Annotated in this window: 15 protein-coding genes and 3 pseudogenes; 6 read left to right on the forward strand and 12 right to left on the reverse strand. The window is 67.0% G+C overall.

Annotated elements, in window-relative coordinates; genetic code table 11:
* Positions 1–3: 3 nt before the first annotated feature.
* Both cynS and AAF143_RS10430 read left to right on the forward strand, forming a co-directional pair.
* A complete protein-coding gene (gene cynS / locus AAF143_RS10425; RefSeq protein WP_255010584.1) occupies positions 4–459 on the forward strand; it encodes a cyanase in 456 nt (151 codons plus the stop codon).
* A pseudogene (locus tag AAF143_RS10430) lies at positions 456–2,590 on the forward strand (molybdopterin oxidoreductase family protein). The gene cynS and the pseudogene AAF143_RS10430 overlap by 4 nt, the downstream one beginning before the upstream one ends.
* Here the strand turns inward: AAF143_RS10430 and AAF143_RS10435 are convergent.
* The 8 genes and pseudogenes from AAF143_RS10435 to AAF143_RS10470 form a co-directional block, all read right to left on the reverse strand.
* On the reverse strand, positions 2,587–3,186 hold the full coding sequence (locus AAF143_RS10435; protein WP_255010586.1) for a Crp/Fnr family transcriptional regulator: 600 nt from the start codon (positions 3,184–3,186) through the stop codon (positions 2,587–2,589). The pseudogene AAF143_RS10430 and the gene AAF143_RS10435 sit on opposite strands and share 4 nt — an antisense overlap.
* Entirely contained in the window at positions 3,183–4,016 is an 834-nt protein-coding gene (locus AAF143_RS10440) for a nitrate ABC transporter ATP-binding protein (protein ID WP_255010587.1), read from the reverse strand. Before AAF143_RS10440 ends, AAF143_RS10435 begins: the two co-directional genes overlap by 4 nt.
* A gap of 12 nt (positions 4,017–4,028) precedes the next feature.
* Positions 4,029–6,048 (reverse strand): annotated as a pseudogene (locus AAF143_RS10445) (nitrate ABC transporter ATP-binding protein).
* A 4-nt stretch (positions 6,049–6,052) separates the two neighbouring features.
* Positions 6,053–6,904 (reverse strand): nitrate ABC transporter permease, encoded by an 852-nt coding sequence (gene ntrB / locus AAF143_RS10450; protein ID WP_414027051.1) that lies wholly within the window; start codon positions 6,902–6,904, stop codon positions 6,053–6,055.
* Between the two features lie 97 nt (positions 6,905–7,001).
* A complete protein-coding gene (locus AAF143_RS10455) occupies positions 7,002–8,300 on the reverse strand; it encodes a CmpA/NrtA family ABC transporter substrate-binding protein (RefSeq protein WP_255010590.1) in 1,299 nt (432 codons plus the stop codon).
* A gap of 201 nt (positions 8,301–8,501) precedes the next feature.
* Positions 8,502–8,657: a nitrate reductase associated protein gene (locus tag AAF143_RS10460; protein WP_414026990.1), complete on the reverse strand. Its 156-nt coding sequence runs from the start codon at positions 8,655–8,657 to the stop codon at positions 8,502–8,504.
* Positions 8,629–8,985 (reverse strand): nitrate reductase associated protein, encoded by a 357-nt coding sequence (locus AAF143_RS10465; protein WP_414026991.1) that lies wholly within the window; start codon positions 8,983–8,985, stop codon positions 8,629–8,631. Before AAF143_RS10465 ends, AAF143_RS10460 begins: the two co-directional genes overlap by 29 nt.
* Positions 8,986–10,017 (reverse strand): annotated as a pseudogene (locus AAF143_RS10470) (anthranilate phosphoribosyltransferase).
* 125 nt (positions 10,018–10,142) lie between these two features.
* Here AAF143_RS10470 and AAF143_RS10475 point away from each other — a divergent pair.
* Positions 10,143–11,708, forward strand: a complete 1,566-nt coding sequence (locus tag AAF143_RS10475) for a ferredoxin--nitrite reductase (RefSeq protein WP_255010593.1) — start codon at positions 10,143–10,145, stop codon at positions 11,706–11,708.
* On the opposite strand, the gene AAF143_RS10480 is transcribed toward AAF143_RS10475, so the two are convergent.
* Positions 11,632–12,054 (reverse strand): hypothetical protein, encoded by a 423-nt coding sequence (locus tag AAF143_RS10480; protein ID WP_255010595.1) that lies wholly within the window; start codon positions 12,052–12,054, stop codon positions 11,632–11,634. The genes AAF143_RS10475 and AAF143_RS10480 overlap by 77 nt on opposite strands.
* A gap of 225 nt (positions 12,055–12,279) precedes the next feature.
* Between AAF143_RS10480 and AAF143_RS10485 the strand changes: the two genes are divergently transcribed.
* From AAF143_RS10485 to cobA, 3 genes are all read left to right on the forward strand, one after another.
* Complete coding sequence (locus AAF143_RS10485) at positions 12,280–13,035, forward strand: hypothetical protein (RefSeq protein ID WP_414026992.1); 756 nt, start codon at positions 12,280–12,282, stop codon at positions 13,033–13,035.
* Positions 13,036–13,168: 133 nt separating this feature from the next.
* Positions 13,169–13,642 carry a hypothetical protein gene (locus tag AAF143_RS10490; RefSeq protein ID WP_414026993.1) on the forward strand — a complete coding sequence of 158 codons (474 nt, stop codon included), beginning with the start codon at positions 13,169–13,171 and terminating at the stop codon, positions 13,640–13,642.
* Positions 13,639–14,424 carry a uroporphyrinogen-III C-methyltransferase gene (gene cobA, locus AAF143_RS10495; protein ID WP_255010599.1) on the forward strand — a complete coding sequence of 262 codons (786 nt, stop codon included), beginning with the start codon at positions 13,639–13,641 and terminating at the stop codon, positions 14,422–14,424. The genes AAF143_RS10490 and cobA overlap by 4 nt, the downstream gene beginning before the upstream one ends.
* Positions 14,425–14,809: 385 nt before the next feature.
* Here cobA and AAF143_RS10500 read toward each other — a convergent pair whose 3' ends face one another.
* From AAF143_RS10500 to AAF143_RS10510, 3 genes are all read right to left on the reverse strand, one after another.
* Complete coding sequence (locus tag AAF143_RS10500; protein ID WP_315859653.1) at positions 14,810–15,118, reverse strand: zincin-like metallopeptidase domain-containing protein; 309 nt, start codon at positions 15,116–15,118, stop codon at positions 14,810–14,812.
* Positions 15,119–15,291: 173 nt separating this feature from the next.
* Positions 15,292–15,579: a hypothetical protein gene (locus AAF143_RS10505; protein ID WP_255010601.1), complete on the reverse strand. Its 288-nt coding sequence runs from the start codon at positions 15,577–15,579 to the stop codon at positions 15,292–15,294.
* 985 nt (positions 15,580–16,564) lie between these two features.
* The gene (locus tag AAF143_RS10510; RefSeq protein WP_255010602.1) at positions 16,565–16,789 is read right to left on the reverse strand and encodes a hypothetical protein; all 225 of its coding nucleotides are present in this window, start codon (positions 16,787–16,789) and stop codon (positions 16,565–16,567) included.
* Positions 16,790–16,929: the final 140 nt, after the last annotated feature.

Below are 16,929 nucleotides of genomic sequence, written 5' to 3' on the forward strand. Positions count from 1 at the left end.
GCCATGGCCGCCGCTTCGGTCCCTTCCGAGCTCACCACCACGCTGCTGGCGGCCAAGCGTCGGCTTGGTTTGAGCTTCGCTGATCTGGGCGCTCTGATCGGCACCGATGAGGTCTGGGTGGCGAGCCTGCTGCATGGCCAGGCGATGGCGACCGCCCAGGAGGCCTCCACGTTGCTGACGGCTCTGCAGCTCGAGGCCTCCCTGCTCGAAGAGCTCACCGCCTACCCGCTCAAGGGTGCCCTCAATCCGGTGATTCCCACCGATCCGCTGCTCTACCGCTTCTTTGAAATCCTGCAGGTCTATGGGTTGCCGCTCAAGGACGTGATCCAGGAAAAGTTCGGCGACGGCATCATGTCGGCGATCGACTTCACCCTCCATGTCGATCGGGTGGAGGACCCCAAGGGCGATCGGGTGAAGGTGACAATGAATGGCAAGTTCCTGCCCTACCGCAAGTGGTGAGTGGCGCCGAGTCCGGCAACGCCCGCGCCCAGTGTCCCTATTGCGGTGTGGGTTGCGGCCTCGATCTCAAACCCCCGGCCGAACCGGATGGCAGCTGGACGGCCCGGGGTGATCGCCAGCACCCCTCCTCCCTGGGGCAGGTGTGCATCAAGGGGGCCACCGTTGGTGAAACGCTCGACCGCGGCCGCCTCACCACGCCCCTGTACCGCGAGCGCACCGATCAGCCCTTCACCCCGATCGACTGGGAGACGGCTTTCCAAATTCTGGTGCGGCAGATCCAGAAGGTGCGCGCTGAGCTGGGGCCGCAGGGCCTGGCGATGTATGGATCGGGTCAGTTCCTCACCGAGGACTACTACCTGGCCCAGAAGCTGTTCAAGGGGGCCCTGGGCAGCAACAACTTCGATGCCAACTCCCGCCTGTGCATGAGCTCAGCGGTGTCGGGCTACGCCCGCAGCCTGGGCTCCGATGGCCCCCCTGCTGCTACGACGATCTCGATCTGGCCGACACGGTGTTCGTCATCGGCGCCAACATCGCCGAGTGCCATCCGGTTCTGTTCCAGCGGCTCGTCAAGCGCCATCGCAAGCGCCAGGATCCCGATGAGCTTCGGGTGGTGGTCGTCGATCCGCGCGAAACCGCCACCATCGGCATCGCCGACCACTACCTCGCCATCCACCCCGGCACCGATCTGGTGCTGCTGCATGGCATCGGCCATCTGCTGCTGAAGCAGGCGGCGATCGACCACAGCTTCATCGAGGAAGCGACCGAGGGCTTCAGTGCCTGCGCCGCGCTGCTCCAGGAGTGGACGCCGTCCCGGGTCGCCCAGCTCTGCGGCATCAGCGAAGAGCAGCTCCAGGAGCTGGCCCAGCTCTGGGGACGCAGCCGCGCGGTGCTGAGTCTGTGGTCGATGGGAGTCAATCAGTCGGCGGAGGGCTCGGCGACCGTCAGCGGGATCATCAACCTGCATCTGCTCACCGGCCAGATCGGGCGGCCGGGGGCGGGGCCCTTTTCACTCACCGGCCAGCCCAACGCCATGGGCGGCCGTGAGGCGGGGGGCCTGGCCCAGTTGCTGCCCGGGTACCGCGCTGTGGCCGAGCCGACGCACCGGGCCGAGTTGGAGCGCCACTGGGGCCTGGCCCCGGGCGCCATCTCCGCCGAACCGGGGCTGGATGTGTGGCGGCAGATCGAGGCGATGGAGCGCGATCAGCTGGGGCTGTGGTGGGTGGCGGCCACCAACCCGCTGGTGAGTCTGCCCTCCCTCGATCGGGTGCGCGCCGCCGTCGCCCGCTGCCCGTTGGTGGTGCTGTCGGAGGCCTACGTGGGCACCGAAACCGAAGCCGTGGCGCACCTGGTGTTGCCGGCGGCCCAGTGGAGTGAGAAGGCGGGGGTGATGACCAACTCCGAGCGCCGCGTCACCCTTTGCTCCGCCTTCCGAGCGCCCCCCGGTGAAGCCCGCCCCGACTGGGCCGTGTTCGCCGAGCTGGGCCGCCGCCTGGGGTTCGTCGAGCTGTTCAGCTACGGCTCCAGCGCCGAGGTCTACGACGAGTTCACCGCCTGCACCCGCGGTCGGCTCTGCGACCAGGGCGGCTTGAGCCACCAGTTGCTGGCCGAGCACGGCCCCCAGCAGTGGCCGTTCCCCCTGGGCACCCCTCCCGGTGGTGGTGTGAGCCGCCTGTACACCGAGGGCCGCTTCCCCACCCCCAGCGGCCGGGCACGTTTTCTGGCCGATCAACCCCTTGGCCTGGCTGAGCCCCCCGACGACGACTACCCCCTGGTGCTCACCGTGGGCCGCCATCTCAGCCAGTGGCACACGATGACGCGCACCGGCAAGGTGGAGCGTCTGCTGGCGATGGAACCGGAGCCGCTGCTGGAGGTCCATCCCGACGATGCCGAGCTCGCCGGCCTCCGTGAGGGTGGCCTGGCCCTGATCAGCTCCCGGCGGGGCAGCCTCACGGCCACGGTGACGATCACCAGGCGCATCCGCCCGGGCACGGTCTTCCTGCCGATGCACTGGGGGGCAGCCCAGGCGACTCCCTGTGAGGCCAATCGCCTGATGCACGAGCTCGGTTGCCCGATTTCCAAGCAGCCCGAGCTCAAGGCGGCGGCGGTGTGCCTCGAGCCGGTGGACGCTTAGGCCACTAGGCGCTCCGACTCAATCAAGGCCGGCGCCAGGCGCAGCCCCGTGCTGCCGCCATCGCCGTACTCCACCAGGTCGGTCTCCCGCCACCGCGACATCATCTTGGTGACCGTGACGCGGGTGCTACCCATCAGTTCAGCGAGGCGTTCGTGGGTCAGGCGCATGGGCAGTTCGTACCAGGCACCGTTGCGTCGGCCCAACCGCAGCACCAACAGGGTCAGCAGAGCCTGGAGGCGCTGCTCGCATTGGTTGAGGTGACGGATCAGCAGCAATTCCAGCATCCAGTCGCCCACGCCCTCGCCCGCCTTCGGGAGCGGATCGGCCGGTGTCAGGGTGGAGAGCGTGGCCGGACAGAGCGCCTCCAGCCCCACCCAGTCACGGAGCACGGTCTCCGGGTTGAGGCCCTCTCCGCTCTGCAGGAAGCCGATCGTGATCTCCACCCCTTCGGGGCTGGGCAGGTAGAGCCGTACCAATCCAGCTTGCACCCGCAGGCCTTGGCTCAGCAGGGGCGAGTTGGCATCCAACAGAACGGATTGACCCTGCTCCAGCTTGAGCCCTGAGCGGGCGGGTCTGAGCAGGGAGGCCCGGTTCATTCGTCGTCGTGGGCGTAGCGGCGGTAGAGGAAATCAAGGGCGCGATTGCGCAGATCGAAGTATTCCGGCTGCTCCATCAAGCGGGCTCGATCCCGTGGGCGCGCAAACGGCAGCTCCAGCACCTCGCCGATCGTGGCGGCTGGGCCGTTGGTCATCATCACGATCCGGTCGGCCAGAAACAGGGCTTCATCGATGTCGTGGGTGATCATCAGCACCGTCACCTTGTGGTCGGCCCAGATGCGCAGCAGCTCCTCCTGCAGTTCCTCCCGGGTGATCGGATCGAGGGCGCCGAACGGCTCATCGAGCACCAGAACCTTGGGCTTCAACGCCAGGGCCCGGGCAATCGAAACCCGCTGCTTCATGCCCCCCGAGAGGCTTGCCGGCTTCTTGTCGGCCGCTTCGGTGAGTCCCACCATGGCCAGGCTCTGCTCAACCAGCTCCCGGGCCTGGCCATTGCGCTTCAGCTCCGGGAACACATGGTTCACCGCAAGGGCGATGTTGTCGTAAGCACTCAGCCAGGGCAGCAGCGAGTAGTTCTGGAACACCACCATCCGTTCTGGCCCCGGCTCCTGGATCGTCTGGGATTCCAGCCGCACCTCACCCTCGGTGGGCTGGCGGAATCCCGACACCATGTCGAGCAGGGTGGACTTGCCACAACCGGAATGGCCGATCAGACAGACGAACTCACACTCGGCAACGCTGAGTTGAATGTTGTCGAGAACGGGAAAGAGCCCTGTCTTGGTGGGGTACACCTTCGAGACGCCATCGATCACCAGGAAGGCCTCCCGGGTCTGTTCGGCCAGCGGCGCCGTGACGGTTTCGGTCTGCATGGGCTTGGCGATTCAGCGAAGAGTGGACGGGGAGACGGGGATCGGGCCGGGTCTGGGCGGCAAGACAACCGTTTCGCGGCTGATCGCGCCGTTGGCGCCGAGCGCCTCGAGGTAGCCCAGCGGGTCGTCTGGGTCGAGCCTTGGCGCTCCGAACGGCTGCAGCGCTGTAGACGCCCGACTCTCGAGCGGCAGACCCAGCGACTCGGCGGCGGCGGCGTAGAGGTCGGGACGCTGCACCCGCTCGATCACCTCCTCCCAGTTGAGCGGGAAGGGGCTGATGCCCCAGCGCGCCAGCTGGGTGAGAATCCAGGCCGCATCGCTGGGGTCGGGCGGGTTGATCTGGGCCCCGTAGAAGCGGAAGAACTCCGGCATCGGCTGCGGCTCGCCCAGCCCCCGGTCGAAAGGACCGATCAGGCCTGGGCGCAGCAGGGCCCCATCGGCGCCCACATACTCCCTGCGGGCCAGCAGCTCGCTGAGATCGGCGCGGTTGGCGGGATCGTCGCAATAGCGGCAGGCTTCGATCAGGGCCTTGATCAGGGCCTGGTGGGTGAGCGGGTGGGCGGCGGCCCAGTCTTCACGGACGCCCAGCACCTTTTCGCAATGGCCGTTCCAGAGCTCCCCATCGGTGGCGATCACCGTGCCCAGACCCTCCTGCACGGCGCGGCTGTTCCATGGCTCCCCAACACAGAAGCCATCGATGCTGCCGGCCTTGAGCGTGGCCACCATCTGGGGGGCGGGATCACGATCAGCTCCACATCCCGACCGGGTTCCATGCCGCCGGAGGCCAGCCAGGCCCGCAGGATCAGGTTGTGCATCGAGGCGGGATGCACCATCGCCAGCACAGGCTTGCGGCCAGGGTTGGCAACGGTCCAGGCCTTCAGGTCGGCCAGGCTGTGCACCCCGGCCTCGGCAAAACGGCGATGCAAGGTGATCGCATTGCCGTTACGTGAGAGGGTGAGCGCCGAGATCACCGGCGTGGGTGGCTGTCCGCCGCCCCCAAGGGTCATGGCGAAGGGCATCCCCGCCACCATCTGGCCCGCATCCAGCACCTTCTGGCGCACATTGGCTTCGAGGGTCTTCCAGTTCGTCTCGCGTCGCAACGTCACCTGCTCCAGGCCGTACTTGGCGAAGAAGCCCCGCTCCTGGGCCACGACCAGGGGGCGCAATCCGTGAGCGGGATGAAACCGATGTCCAGATTCACCTTTTCGAGCGTATTGGCGGCGATGGCGGTGGCTGGATTGAGACGCTGGAGCCGGGCCAGTCGCTGCTGATTGAGGAACTGAACCACCTCCCCGCTGGGAGTAGTAGGTGGGATGCGCCGCCGCGGACAGGTGGGTGCGGGGCCGGGGCAGGTCGACCTCCATGATCTGGCCGATGTAGGCCTCCGGGCCATTGGTCATCAGCACGATGCGATCGGAGAGCAGCAACGCCTCATCAACATCGTGGGTGACCATCACCGTGGTGACCTTGGCCTCTTCGCAGATGCGCATCAACTGCTCCTGAAGATTGCCCCGAGTGAGGGCATCAAGAGCGCCGAAGGGTTCATCAAGCAGCAACAGCTTGGGACGCAAGGCCAGGGCCCGGGCGATCGCCACCCGCTGCTTCATCCCACCTGAAATTTCGTGGGGATACTTTTCGGCCGCCGCCTTGAGCCCCACCAGCTTGATGTGGTGATCAATGATCGATTCCCGTTCGGCCTTGCTGCTGGAAGCCATCACGTTGTCGACGGCCAGGGCGATGTTCTGATGCACCGTTTTCCAGGGCAGCAGCGAATAGTTCTGAAACACCACCATCCGGTCAGGGCCTGGATCGGTAACCTCACGCCCCTCCATCAAGATGCCTCCCTCCGTGGCCTGGGTGAGACCGGCCAACAGGTTGAGCAGCGTTGACTTACCACAGCCCGAGTGGCCTACCAGGGAGACGAACTCGCCCTCGGCGATGTCGAGAAAAACATCCTTCAGGGCGTTGTAGTGCCCCCTCCTTTGAGCGCAAAGCACTGGGTGATGTTGTCGACCGTGAACAGGGCAGGCATGGTTTCAGTGGGCTCCGGTGTTCAGGCGGCTACCGACGTAGGCGATGAGCCGATCGAGAATCAGGCCCACGATGCCCACGTAGACGATGGCCAGGATGATCTGGCTGGTGCTGCTGTCGCCGCCGGCGTTGTAGGCATCCCAGATGAAGTAGCCGATGCCACCATCAGCCTTGAGCATCTCAGCAGCCACGATCGCCAGCCAGGCCAGGCCGATGGCAATGCGCAGGCCCGTGAACACGTAGGGAACGGTGGAGGGAATGACGATTTCTCGGATGTAGGCACGTTTGCTCAGCCTCAGCACCCGGGCGACATTGGTGTAGTCCTGTGGGATCTCCTGGATGCCCACGGCGGTGTTGATCACGATCGGCCACACGGCCGTGATGAAGATCACGAAGATCGCCGCAATGTCCGCCTGCTGGAACAGCAACAGCGAGATCGGCAGCCAGGCCAGGGGCGGCACCGTGCGCAGCACCTGGATCATTGGATCGAACCCCTTGCGGATGAAACCGTTGAGACCCAGGGCCATGCCCGCGGCGATGCCGACCACCGCCGCCAGGCTGTAACCGATCGCCACCCGTTGCAGGGAGATCAGGATCTGCCAGCCCATGCCCTTGGCGGTGCCGCCGTCGTCGTAGAAAGGCTTGCTGATGTAGGGGTTCCAGGTCTGGGTGACCACCTGGATCGGCCCGGGAAAGGCGGTGCCGCTGATTGTGCAGGCAAGTTGCCACACCAGCAGGGTCAACCCGATGCAGATCACCGGAGCCTTGATCTGCCGGGCCAGAGGGCTGCTCAGCCAGGTGAGCGCAGGAGCCCGGGGGGCGACCGCGGGTCGGACCGGCGGCGCGACGGGGGGCAGAGGCCGTGATCATCGGGACCGGTGCGAGTGGAGAGAACAAAGAAGGCTCCGGAGGCCCAGGGACGCCTCCGGAGCGGAGCCATGGGCCCAGGCAGGCCTACTTGAGGGCCTTGATCTTCAGGCCCTTGAGGTAGGCCTGGGGGTTGGCGGCATCAAACTTGACGCCGTCGAAGAAGACCTCCACACCACGGGAATCGCCGCTGGGGATCTCCTTGTAGCCGTTGGCCTTGGCCGCCTCACGCCAGAGGTCGGAGCGGTTCACCTTCGCCACCAGGCCCTTGATGTTGGTGCCCTTGGGCAGGTAGCCCCAGCGGATGTCCTCGGTCACGAACCAGGTGTCGTGGCTCTTGTAGGGGAAGGAGGCGTTGTTGGCCCAGAACTTCATCTTCAAAGGGCTGTTCTTAACCACCTTGCCGGTGCCGTAGTCGATGTCCCCCCTGAGCCGGGGCAGCAGGTCGTCCACGGTCGCTTTGACGTACTTGTCCTGGGCCAGGATCGTGGCCAGTTCCTTGGTGTTGGAGGGGTTGTCGGCCCACTTCTGGGCCTGTTGCACCGCCATCAGCAGCCTCAGCGAAGCGTTGGGGTTCTTCTTGACCCAGTCGGCCCGAAGGGCGAAGGCCTTCTCGGGATGGTCTTTCCAGAGCTCGCCGGTGATCAGGGCGGAATAGCCGAGTTTCTTGTTCACCAGGCGCTCGTTCCAGGGTTCACCCACGCAGAAGGTGTCCATGGTTCCCGACTGCATGTTGGCGACCATCTGCGGCGGTGGGATCACCACCAGGTCGGCATTCTTGTTGGGATCGACGCCGTTGGCGGCCAGCCAGTAGCGCATCCAGAGGTCGTGGGTGCCGCCCGGGAAGGTGACGGCGGCCTTGAACTTGTCACCCGTGGCGTTCTTCGTGGCCACAGCCTTGCTCAGGCCTGGAGACTTGACTGTGAACTTGTCTTTGAGGAACGCATTCGAGAGCGAAATGCCTTGGCCATTCACGTTCAGGCGGGCGAGGATGTTCATCGGCACCGGTTGCTTGCTCTTGGCGATCGCCCCGGTGGTGAGCAGGTAGGCCATCGGGGTGAGCAGGTGGGCGCCGTCGATGCCGCCTTTGCTGCTGCCGAGCTCCAGGTTGTCGCGGGTCACGGCCCAGGAGGTCTGCTTCTTGAGCGTCACTCCGGGCATCCCCTGCTTGGCGAAGAAGCCCTTCTCCTTGGCGATGATCAAAGGTGCCGCATCGGTGAGGGCGATGAAGCCCAGCTCCACCTCGGTGGTTTCCGGTTTGCCGGGGGCCGCCTGGGCCGCCAGGGGCGCCAGCAGGCCGGTGCCGGCCATCCCAAGCGTGAGGCCCAGGCAGGCGGTGGAAAGGCTGGTGCGAATCAGAAAGGATCGACGGGAGAGAGGCGGCATGGAGGCGGCAGGCACGGAGGCAGGCGAAACAGCAGTGGTGGGCGGCATGACTTTCCCTTGACGGCCAGGGCCGGAAGGGTGCGCATGATCGGACTGGCTTCAGAACGCGGCGACCAGTGCCGATGGATCAAGGATCGTGTTGGCGCTGAAGCTGACCAACGCACTAACAACACCACGCCGAGCCACCCCCGGTGACGATTGTTACAAACGCTCCGCTTCTGTCAGGAACTCAGCAAGGGCGTGGGCCAGGTTGCGGTGCTCGTGCCCTGGTTGGCTGAGCTTCACCAGCACGAACCGCTGCAGTTCATCGAGCCCCGCCCAGTCGACGTCATCGAGCTGCAGCCCCAGGGGGCGCAAGCCGCCAACACGGCCTCGGGCACGCTGCCCCATTGCTGCCAGGGCTCCTCGCTGGCGGGGGGCAGGGGCGGGCGGGCCCGTCCGCCAGGGCGGCCGTGCGAGCCAGCAGATGCCGGCGCAGATCTGTGATCGAGCCGGGGTCGTCGTGCCACTCCACCAGGGTTTGCCGTTCCGGCTCCGGCAGCGCCAGCCAATGGCTGAGCTTCAGCTTCACCCCGGCCAGATCGAGCTTGCGCCGCACCGCCATCGGGATGCAGCGCAGGTTCGAGGCGAAGTCGGCCTCGAAGGCGAAATCGCGTGCATGCAGCCCCTCAGCCCCCGGTGCCATTCAGTGCGCCTCCGCCAGAGCGGCCCGCAGGCGCTCACCGGCCCGGGCCGCCAGCAGGGCCCTGGCCTGCTGCACCCCTTCCTCCAGGCCTGAGCAGACCTCCGAGAGCCACAGCAGCGCCCCCAGGTTCCAGACCAGGGCCTCCGCCAGGGGCCCTTTCCCCGCCAGGGCCTGGAGGGCCTGGGAGCCCCAGGTCTCGAGCGACTCCCAGCGCACCTCCTCGCTGGCGATGCCGTGGTCGCGGGGGTGCAGGATCAGCCGTTCCACCACCCCTGGCGCACCCGGGCGGTGATGCCGGCGCGGGTGGTGGGCAGATCGGTGGAGCCCTCAAGCCCCTTGATGGTGAGCAGGTCGGATTCGCCCGCGGCGGCGAGGGCTTCCCAGGCCCGGCTCTCGGTGGGGGTGAACGAAACCACTCACCAGCAGGTGCTCGCCTTGATGGGGTGTCCACAGCAGCTCCAGGCTGGCCACCGGCGGACGCTTGCCGATCGCGTCGCGCACCGGCCGGAGGCGATCGGCGGCGACGAAGTGCAGGGGCTGGTGGGTGAGGGCAAGGTTGTGATCATCGAGCCGCGCCTGCACCGCCGCAAGCGTCAGACCCCGCCACTCGATCCCCAGCACCGCAAAAAGCTCGGCAAGGGTGACTCCGTACTTCACCGGCATCGGATCGCCGCCGTGGAGCACCACCGGCTGGCCGCTGGCCGCCAGCAACAGCGCCACCAGGGGCACCAGGGGCGCCGTGCGGCTGCGTCCGTCGTAGGGCACCCCGAAGCAGAGCGGCCTGCGGCCAGGACTGCGCAACACCGGGCCATGGGCGCGGTAACTGTCGAGCATGCCGGTGAGCTCGATCGGCGAAGGGCGCCGGATCCGATGGGCGATCAGGAAGGCGCCAAGCTGGGCTTCCCCCACCTCGCCGGCCAGCATCAGGTCCATCGCCTCACGGGCCTCGCCCCGGCTCAGGCCCGTGCTGGTGTGCTCGCCACTGCCCACTTTGGCAAGCAACTCACGGAAGCGCAGGCCATGGGCTGCCATCGCCGGCCGTCGCTCCAGCTCAGAAGGGTGGCTCCCCTTGAAGGCCTTGAGTGATGGTTGCGACAAGTGCTGGGCGCGTCCCCTGAAACATTGTCCCTAAGAATGACTGACCCCAGCGCCGCTCCGTGACAACCCCCACCACCGCTCCTTCCCCCGGCACTCCGGCCAAGCGCAACAAAGTGGAGCAGGCCAAGGCCGACTTCTGCGGCCTTGATCTCCAGCCCCGGCTGGCCGAGCTTGGTCAAGCCGGCTGGGAATCCCTCGACGAAGCCACCCTCACCATCCATCTGAAGTGGCTGGGGATCTTCTTTCGGCCAGTGACCCCCGGTCGGTTCATGGTGCGGCTGCGGCTCCCCAATGGGCTGATCCAGGCGAGCCAGCTTGAGGTGCTGGCCGAGGTGTTGGACCGCTGCGGCGACCATGGCAGTGCCGACATCACCACCCGCCAGAACCTGCAGCTGCGGGGCTTGCTGCTCGAAGACATGGCGCCCCTGGTGGCGGCGATGGAGGCCGTGGGCCTGACCAGCCGGCAGTCCGGCCACGACAACCCCCGCAACGTCACCGGCAATCCCCTGGCGGGGATCGACCCGGAGGAGTTCGTCGACACCCGGCCGCTTGTGGAGGCGATTCAGGAACGGCTGCTCGGTCCGGAGGGTCCGAAGAATCTGCCGCGCAAGTTCAACGTGGCCGTGGGCGGCGCGCCCGACAGCTTCTTGCTCCACAACGATCTGGCCTTCCTGCCGGCCCGTCACGGCGACAAACTCGGCTTCACCGTGATGGTGGGGGGCTTCTTCTCGGCCCAGCGCAACGAGCTGGCCATGCCCCTGGGGCTGTGGCTGCGAGGCGATCAGTTGCCTGAGTTCAGCCTCGCGCTGCTGCGTCACTACGAGCGCCAGGGAGATCGCACCAACCGCAACAAGACCCGGTTGATGTATCTGATCGATGCCCTCGGCCTCGAGCGCTATCGCAGCGAGGTGCTTGACACCTACGGCGAGTTAGCCGGTGCGGCGGCAGCGGCGGCGGTGCCACGCCACGATGGCTCCCACCTGGTGGACCGTGCCCCGCGGGACATCTGTGGGGTCCATGGGCAGAAGCAGGAGGGCCTCTACTGGGTCGGCCTGCACGTGCCGATGGGCCGGCTGGAGGCCGAAAGCATGGTGGAGCTCGCCCGCCTGGCCCGGGAGTACGGCACGGGTGAACTGCGGTTGAGCGAAAGCCAGAATGTCCTGATCGCCCATGTGCCCCAGGGCCGGCTGGAGGCCCTGCTGGAGGAGCCCCTGCTGGAACGCTTCCAGGTGACCCCGGGGCCCCTGCAGGCCGAAGCGGTGAGCTGCACCGGCAACCGTTATTGCAGCTTCGCGCTCATCCCCACCAAGAGCACGGCCCAGGCGGTGGTCGATGAGCTGGAGCAGCGGCTGGAGCTGCCCCATGGGGTGCGCACCCACTGGACCGGCTGCCCCAACGCCTGCGGCCAGCCCTACATGGGCGAAATCGGTCTGATGGGTGCCAAAGCCCGCCTGGATGGCCAGATGGTGGAAGCGGTCAAGATCTTCCTGGACGGCTCCATGGCGGGGGATCCCCGCCTGGGCGAATTGCACGAAACGCCCGTACCGCTCAGCCAGCTGCCCGATGTGCTTGAGGCGCTGCTGGTGGAGCGTTTCGGGGCCCGGCGGCGAACGCAGCCCCTTTGAGGGAGCGGCCTGGGCGCCCCGGGAGCCAGCCCCGTGGCCCGCGCCTGCTGCTGAGCTTGGGGCGGCACCTCTGGCTGAAGCTGCGGTCCAGCTCTTCGAGCGCCCCCTGGTCGCCCAGGTCGTGGCCGCCGTAGAGCAGGGCACAGATGCGCTCGGGATCGATCCCAAGGGCCGCCACCTCCTGCCAGAGCCGTTGGCTGAGGGCGGCATCAGCCCGCTCGAACTGCACATGGCCCAGTTGCCGCACCAGCAGCCACACCAACTGCCGTTCCTTCAAGTCCGTGAAGCTGAGCTGGGGGCAGGCCCTCGATCCTGTGGTCCCAACAACGGTTTGGTTCCCAGCCATGGCGCCCGTCCAGCTCAGTCCTGCCCCCTTGCTACTCACGCCGCCGCCGGGGTCCAGGCCCCATCGCCACCAGCACATGAAACGTAGCGATGGCTACCAATGAGGCGCCATGGGTCAACGGGCCCCCTGGCCTTCGATGCAGCCCCCGCCAAGGAACCAGCGCTGGCGCTGGAGGGGTGCCAAGGTGTGGGCCTTGCTGGCTGGGGGTGGGCAATTCCTGAGCGCGTGCACAGCTTCTTGAACGGCGCCCCCGCGGATCCGCCGCTCCCCGCCCTCCTGCCGCCCCCCGGCGATGGCGGCCGCTGGCCGTTGCTGCAGCAGCTGCGGCGCCTGGAGCCCAGCGAGCTGGAGCCCTGGCTGCGGGCGCTGGAGGCGGGATCCCTCGCTTCCGAGACTGACCTGCTGGCGGTGCTGGCCGACCGGCTGGAGGGGGCCGATGCCGCGCGACTGCTGGTGTGCTGGCTCAACGACCATGGCCCCGGCGGGTCCCGCTTCGGGGCGCCCGGAGAGGCGGAGCAGCTGGCCCTGATCGGCCGCCGGCGCCACCCCGCCTGCGCCAGGGCCCTGCGCCAGGCGGTGGAGGAGTTGGAGCGCGCTGACCTTCCCCTGTCGGCGGCCCTGCTGCCGCCCCTGGGTCTGCAGCGGGATGGCGACGATTTCCCTTTACTGGCGCGGCTGGCCGGTGATCCAGGGTCGAGGGCCCTGCGCCGGGGAGCGCTCGAAGGGCTGGCGGTGGGGTTGAGCGCCTGGCCCCTCGCCCCCTGCGTCAGCTCCTGGAGCGGCTGGCCGAGGATCTCGACGGCATCCTGGCCGCCCAGGCCGTGGATCTGCTGGCCCGTCTTCCCGCTGGCCGCGCCGGCCTGGCGCGTCTGGCCCGCCGCCCCCTGGATCCCGCCGTGGGCGCTCGCCTGCACAGGCGTCTGGCGGCAGCGGCGGCCAGCCCCCTGTTGCTGGTGGTGCACGGGCGCTCGGAAGGGGTGATTCCGCCGGAGCTGCTGGAACTGGCCGAGACCCTGGAGCGCCGCCGTGGGGCCCCGGTGCGCTTCCAGGCGCTCACGGCAGCAACGGCAGTGGCAGCACCGGCGGGCACGGCGATGGGGAACCGCCCCCTTGGTTGCTGGTGCCGCTGTTGCTGCTCCCCGGCGGCCATGTGCGCCACGACGTGCCGGCGATCGCCACCGCCTGGCGCCAGGCGGGGCCGCCGCGGCGGCTGCCGTTTCTGGGGGCCTGGCCCGCCTGGCAGCGGGCCCTCAGGGCTGAACTGGCTGAACGGGCCGAGCAGGTCCAGGTGACCTCGGTGTCCAATGGCCTGGAGTCGCCCCGGTTGCTGCATCACCCCGTCGAGGGCGAACTGGGGCAGCGCTACCTGCGCCATCTGAGCAAGGTCACCGGGGCGATCTGCGTGGCCAGTCCATACAGTGCGGCAGATCTGGAGGCGTTGACGCTGGCGATCCCCACAGGCGCCCTGCCCCTCACCCTGGCGGCCAACCGACTCACCGACAGCCTGGGCGCTCTGCTCGGGCCGCCCCTGCTGCAGCGCCCCCGTTTCCGCGCGCTGCTGCTGGAGTTGTTGGGCGAGTTGCCATGAGTGAGCCGATCCCAGGCAAGGTGTACCTGGTGGGGGCGGGCCCGGGGGATCCGGAGCTGCTCACGCTCAAAGCCCATCGGCTCCTGCGCGCGTGCGATGCCCTCGTCTACGACTCCCTGGTGCCGCAGGAGCTGCTGGAACTCACGCCGGAGCATTGCGAGCGCCACTTCGTGGGCAAGCGCCGCGGCCACCATTCCGTGCCCCAGCCCAGCACCAACGCCGTGCTGGTGGAGCTGGCCCAGCGCCACCGCTGCGTGGTGCGGCTCAAAGGGGGCGACCCGTTCCTGTTCGGCCGCGGTGGCGAAGAGGCGGCCCACCTGGCCCGCCACGGGGTGCCGGTGGAGGTGGTGCCGGGTGTGACCGCCGGCATCGCGGCGCCCGCCTATGTGGGCATCCCGGTCACCCACCGCCGGGCGGGCTCGTCGGTCACCTTCGTGACCGGTCACGAGGAGATCGACAAGGGCCGGCCAGGGGTCGACTGGCGCGGTCTGGCCCGCTGCAGCGACGGGCTGGTGATCTACATGGGCCTGCACAACCTGCGCCGGATCTGCGAGGAACTGATGGCGGGAGGCCTGGGGGCCACCACGCCGGCGGCGGTGATCCAGCAGGGAACCGTGAACGGCCAGCGGGAGCTGGTCACGGAGCTGGCCCAGCTGGCCGACCGGGTGGAGGCGGAGGGTTTTGAGTCCCCCTCGATCGTGGTGATCGGCCAGGTGGTGGAGGAGCGGGTGCCGTCCTGCGCCCCCGCCCCCGCGGATGTGGAGCTGCCGATCCCCTTCTGAGTTCACCCCAGAGACTCCCGTTGTCAGCTGCTGAAGTGTGGGGGACGCCTGTTAGTAATCGCCACCAAGATCACCTCAATCCTTGGGAAAAGTTGGCATCTCGGCCAGTCCCTCAAGTCGGGGAATGTGTACCACATATACGCCTACCTCCGGTCACAGGCGGGCCATGGGCTTGCAGCTGCTGATCGGGCCGGAAGCCTGCTGCTTCTGCCCCGCCATCGACGGCGAGGTCGATAAACCATCACGATCTAGGGCCACGCGATTCGCTTCGCGACGGTGGAACTCAGCGGCTCACATCAGCAGAGTCGGGAGCGACTCCTGGCTTTGATCGAGGGTTGAATAAGGGCTTTCAGCATCTGCTTCCAGGATTGATCAATGTATTTCTCTACAGATTCAGATCCGCCGCCTGCCGCGCCTCGCTGAGCACCTGGAACAGAACCCTGGGTGATTCCTGCAGCAGCTCAATCCAGTGGCCCAGATAGGCGGCATGGCTCTCGATCTCGCTGCCGATCTCCAGCCGATCACCCAGCAGCACCGCCCCGAGCTCAGCGACCAGCGCCTCTCGGGCGTAGTGACCTAGTGAAAAATTCGACGATGTCGACGGGGAGCCGTGTCGCCAGCAGTGACGAACTTCACCAACCGGAAAACTCCCGCTCCTTCCTTGCCCCTGCCTCTTGAGCATTGACCCGTGCATGGCATCGCAAATGCCGAGATGTAGCTGGTTCAAGTTGCAGGGAGTCGGTTCCAGAGGCCCGTTCCGCAGACGCGAAATCTTCCCGATGGAGACGCCGCAGCCTTGCAACGTCAGCGCCCGGGCCTGATCAAATGAACCCCAGCGGTGAAGCTGGGGGTTTCCACCGAGGCTGTCTACGCCTTCACGCCCTGACGGGTCCCGCGCAGCTTCCACATCTGCGGGTGGGAGTCGAAATATTTCGCACGATGCCGCTGCAGGAGTGCCTGGCACATCGACCGTTCGTCAAGGAAGTGGAGGCGCAGCCGCCTGCCGTCCGGGTGTATGGCCAGCGCCGACTTTGCCAGCGCCGTCTTCGGCAGGTTGGGCCGCTCTAACAGCAGGCGATGGAACTCTTCGACAAAGGCTGTTGAGAGAACGGAAGCCCGGCGTGAGGCCGGACGGCTAAGGCGACTTGGTGTCATGACGAAAGTGCGACCACCCATTCTACGGGGGCCTGCAGGGACTCGATATGGCCCTGGCAGATAACACCCCCCGTCAGGAACTCAACCTGCTCCAAACTCACATTCAAGACCCAAGTTGACGACGTGGTCGTCCATGCCCAGGGCCCTACGTAGGAGCTGGAACGCGCAGACGTCGGTCGGCTCGCTCCATTCGGACCTTGTCGACGATCTCCAGGAGTCGGATCTGGTAGTCGCTCAGAGTCGGGGGGTTGTCCCTGGGGCCTCGAGGCTTCCCGATCGGGGGCCAGGCGCCCCAGGAAGCTCGGTCAGGGGTCGGACAGGTGGAACGTATCGGTCGGGGTCGGTTCAGGCCCCTTCTCGGGGCTTCTGGAGCTGAACAGCCTCTCGGCGTCCGCTCATGGTTGCTCCAGAGATCTACCCGTGTCCAGACGCTCCGCACCAGCTGGAAGTCGTAGACGTCGGTCGGCTCGCTCCAGCGGACCTTGTCGACGATCTCCAGGAGTCGGATCTGGTAGTCGGTCAGCATCGGGGGTCGTCCCTGGGGCCTGAGGCTTCCCGATCGGGGCCCAGGCGCCCCAGGAAGCTCGGTCAGGGGGCGGACAGATGGAACGTATCGGTCGGGGTCGGTCGAGGGCCCTTCTCGGGGCTTCTGGGGACGAGCAGCCTCTCGGCGGTCAGAGACGAGGGTTCTCGGATCTGTCCCCTCTGCTTCCCAGGTGGACGCTTGCGGAGTCCCGATCGGGACGGAGTCTCGATCGGGATGGAGCGATGGTCGTCTCTTCTCTTTCTCGTTCTCGTTCTCAGAGTAGAAGAAGACCTATAGAGAGGATCCGTCGAAACGTGTCAAGTTGACTGTCAGGTTGCTGTCAAGTTGACAGCAGGTTGACAGCAGGTTGACAGCAGCCCCCTACCAGCGGTGCCCCTCGGCCAGCCTCTCGGCCATGTCCTCGATCGTCGCTGGAGGCTCCAGGCTCTCGGGTCCGAATCAGTACCACCACTTCCGCTCGGCCTCGGGCAGGCGGTAGTCGAAGTCGGTCCCCTCGGCCGACCAGGAGGCCCTTGCGCGAACCCGGCCGGGCACGGCATAGATCGGGCGCTCCGGCAGGAGGGCATGGCGGAGTTCTACCTGCTGCTCGCGGGGGAGCACAAAGCTCAGGCCGTACCCGAGGTAGAGGTGCTCGAAGCGGGCCAAGCGACTCGATCTCCGCACAGGCAAGTCGAATCAGCGACCACCATGTTTGTCAAAAGATCTGTCACTTCATGAACAAGAGCCAGTCATGCCAAGCACACTGAAGCCAAACCACCCGGCTTTTAACCGATTGGTCCTGAGTTCGAATCTCAGGCGACCCA

Origin of the sequence: Cyanobium sp. ATX-6F1 (assembly GCF_047395825.1) — a bacterium.
GTDB lineage: Bacteria > Cyanobacteriota > Cyanobacteriia > PCC-6307 > Cyanobiaceae > ATX-6F1.

Coding starts and splice junctions, on each gene's coding strand:
- AAF143_RS10435 (WP_255010586.1), bottom strand. CDS start 3,186: ATGAACCGGGCCTCCCTGCTCAGACCCGCCCGCTCAGGGCTCAAGCTG.
- cobA (WP_255010599.1), top strand. CDS start 13,639: ATGAGTGAGCCGATCCCAGGCAAGGTGTACCTGGTGGGGGCGGGCCCG.
- AAF143_RS10505 (WP_255010601.1), bottom strand. CDS start 15,579: ATGACACCAAGTCGCCTTAGCCGTCCGGCCTCACGCCGGGCTTCCGTT.
- AAF143_RS10440 (WP_255010587.1), bottom strand. CDS start 4,016: ATGCAGACCGAAACCGTCACGGCGCCGCTGGCCGAACAGACCCGGGAG.
- cynS (WP_255010584.1), top strand. CDS start 4: ATGGCCGCCGCTTCGGTCCCTTCCGAGCTCACCACCACGCTGCTGGCG.
- AAF143_RS10500 (WP_315859653.1), bottom strand. CDS start 15,118: ATGCACGGGTCAATGCTCAAGAGGCAGGGGCAAGGAAGGAGCGGGAGT.
- AAF143_RS10480 (WP_255010595.1), bottom strand. CDS start 12,054: ATGGCTGGGAACCAAACCGTTGTTGGGACCACAGGATCGAGGGCCTGC.
- AAF143_RS10455 (WP_255010590.1), bottom strand. CDS start 8,300: ATGCCGCCTCTCTCCCGTCGATCCTTTCTGATTCGCACCAGCCTTTCC.
- AAF143_RS10465 (WP_414026991.1), bottom strand. CDS start 8,985: ATGGCACCGGGGGCTGAGGGGCTGCATGCACGCGATTTCGCCTTCGAG.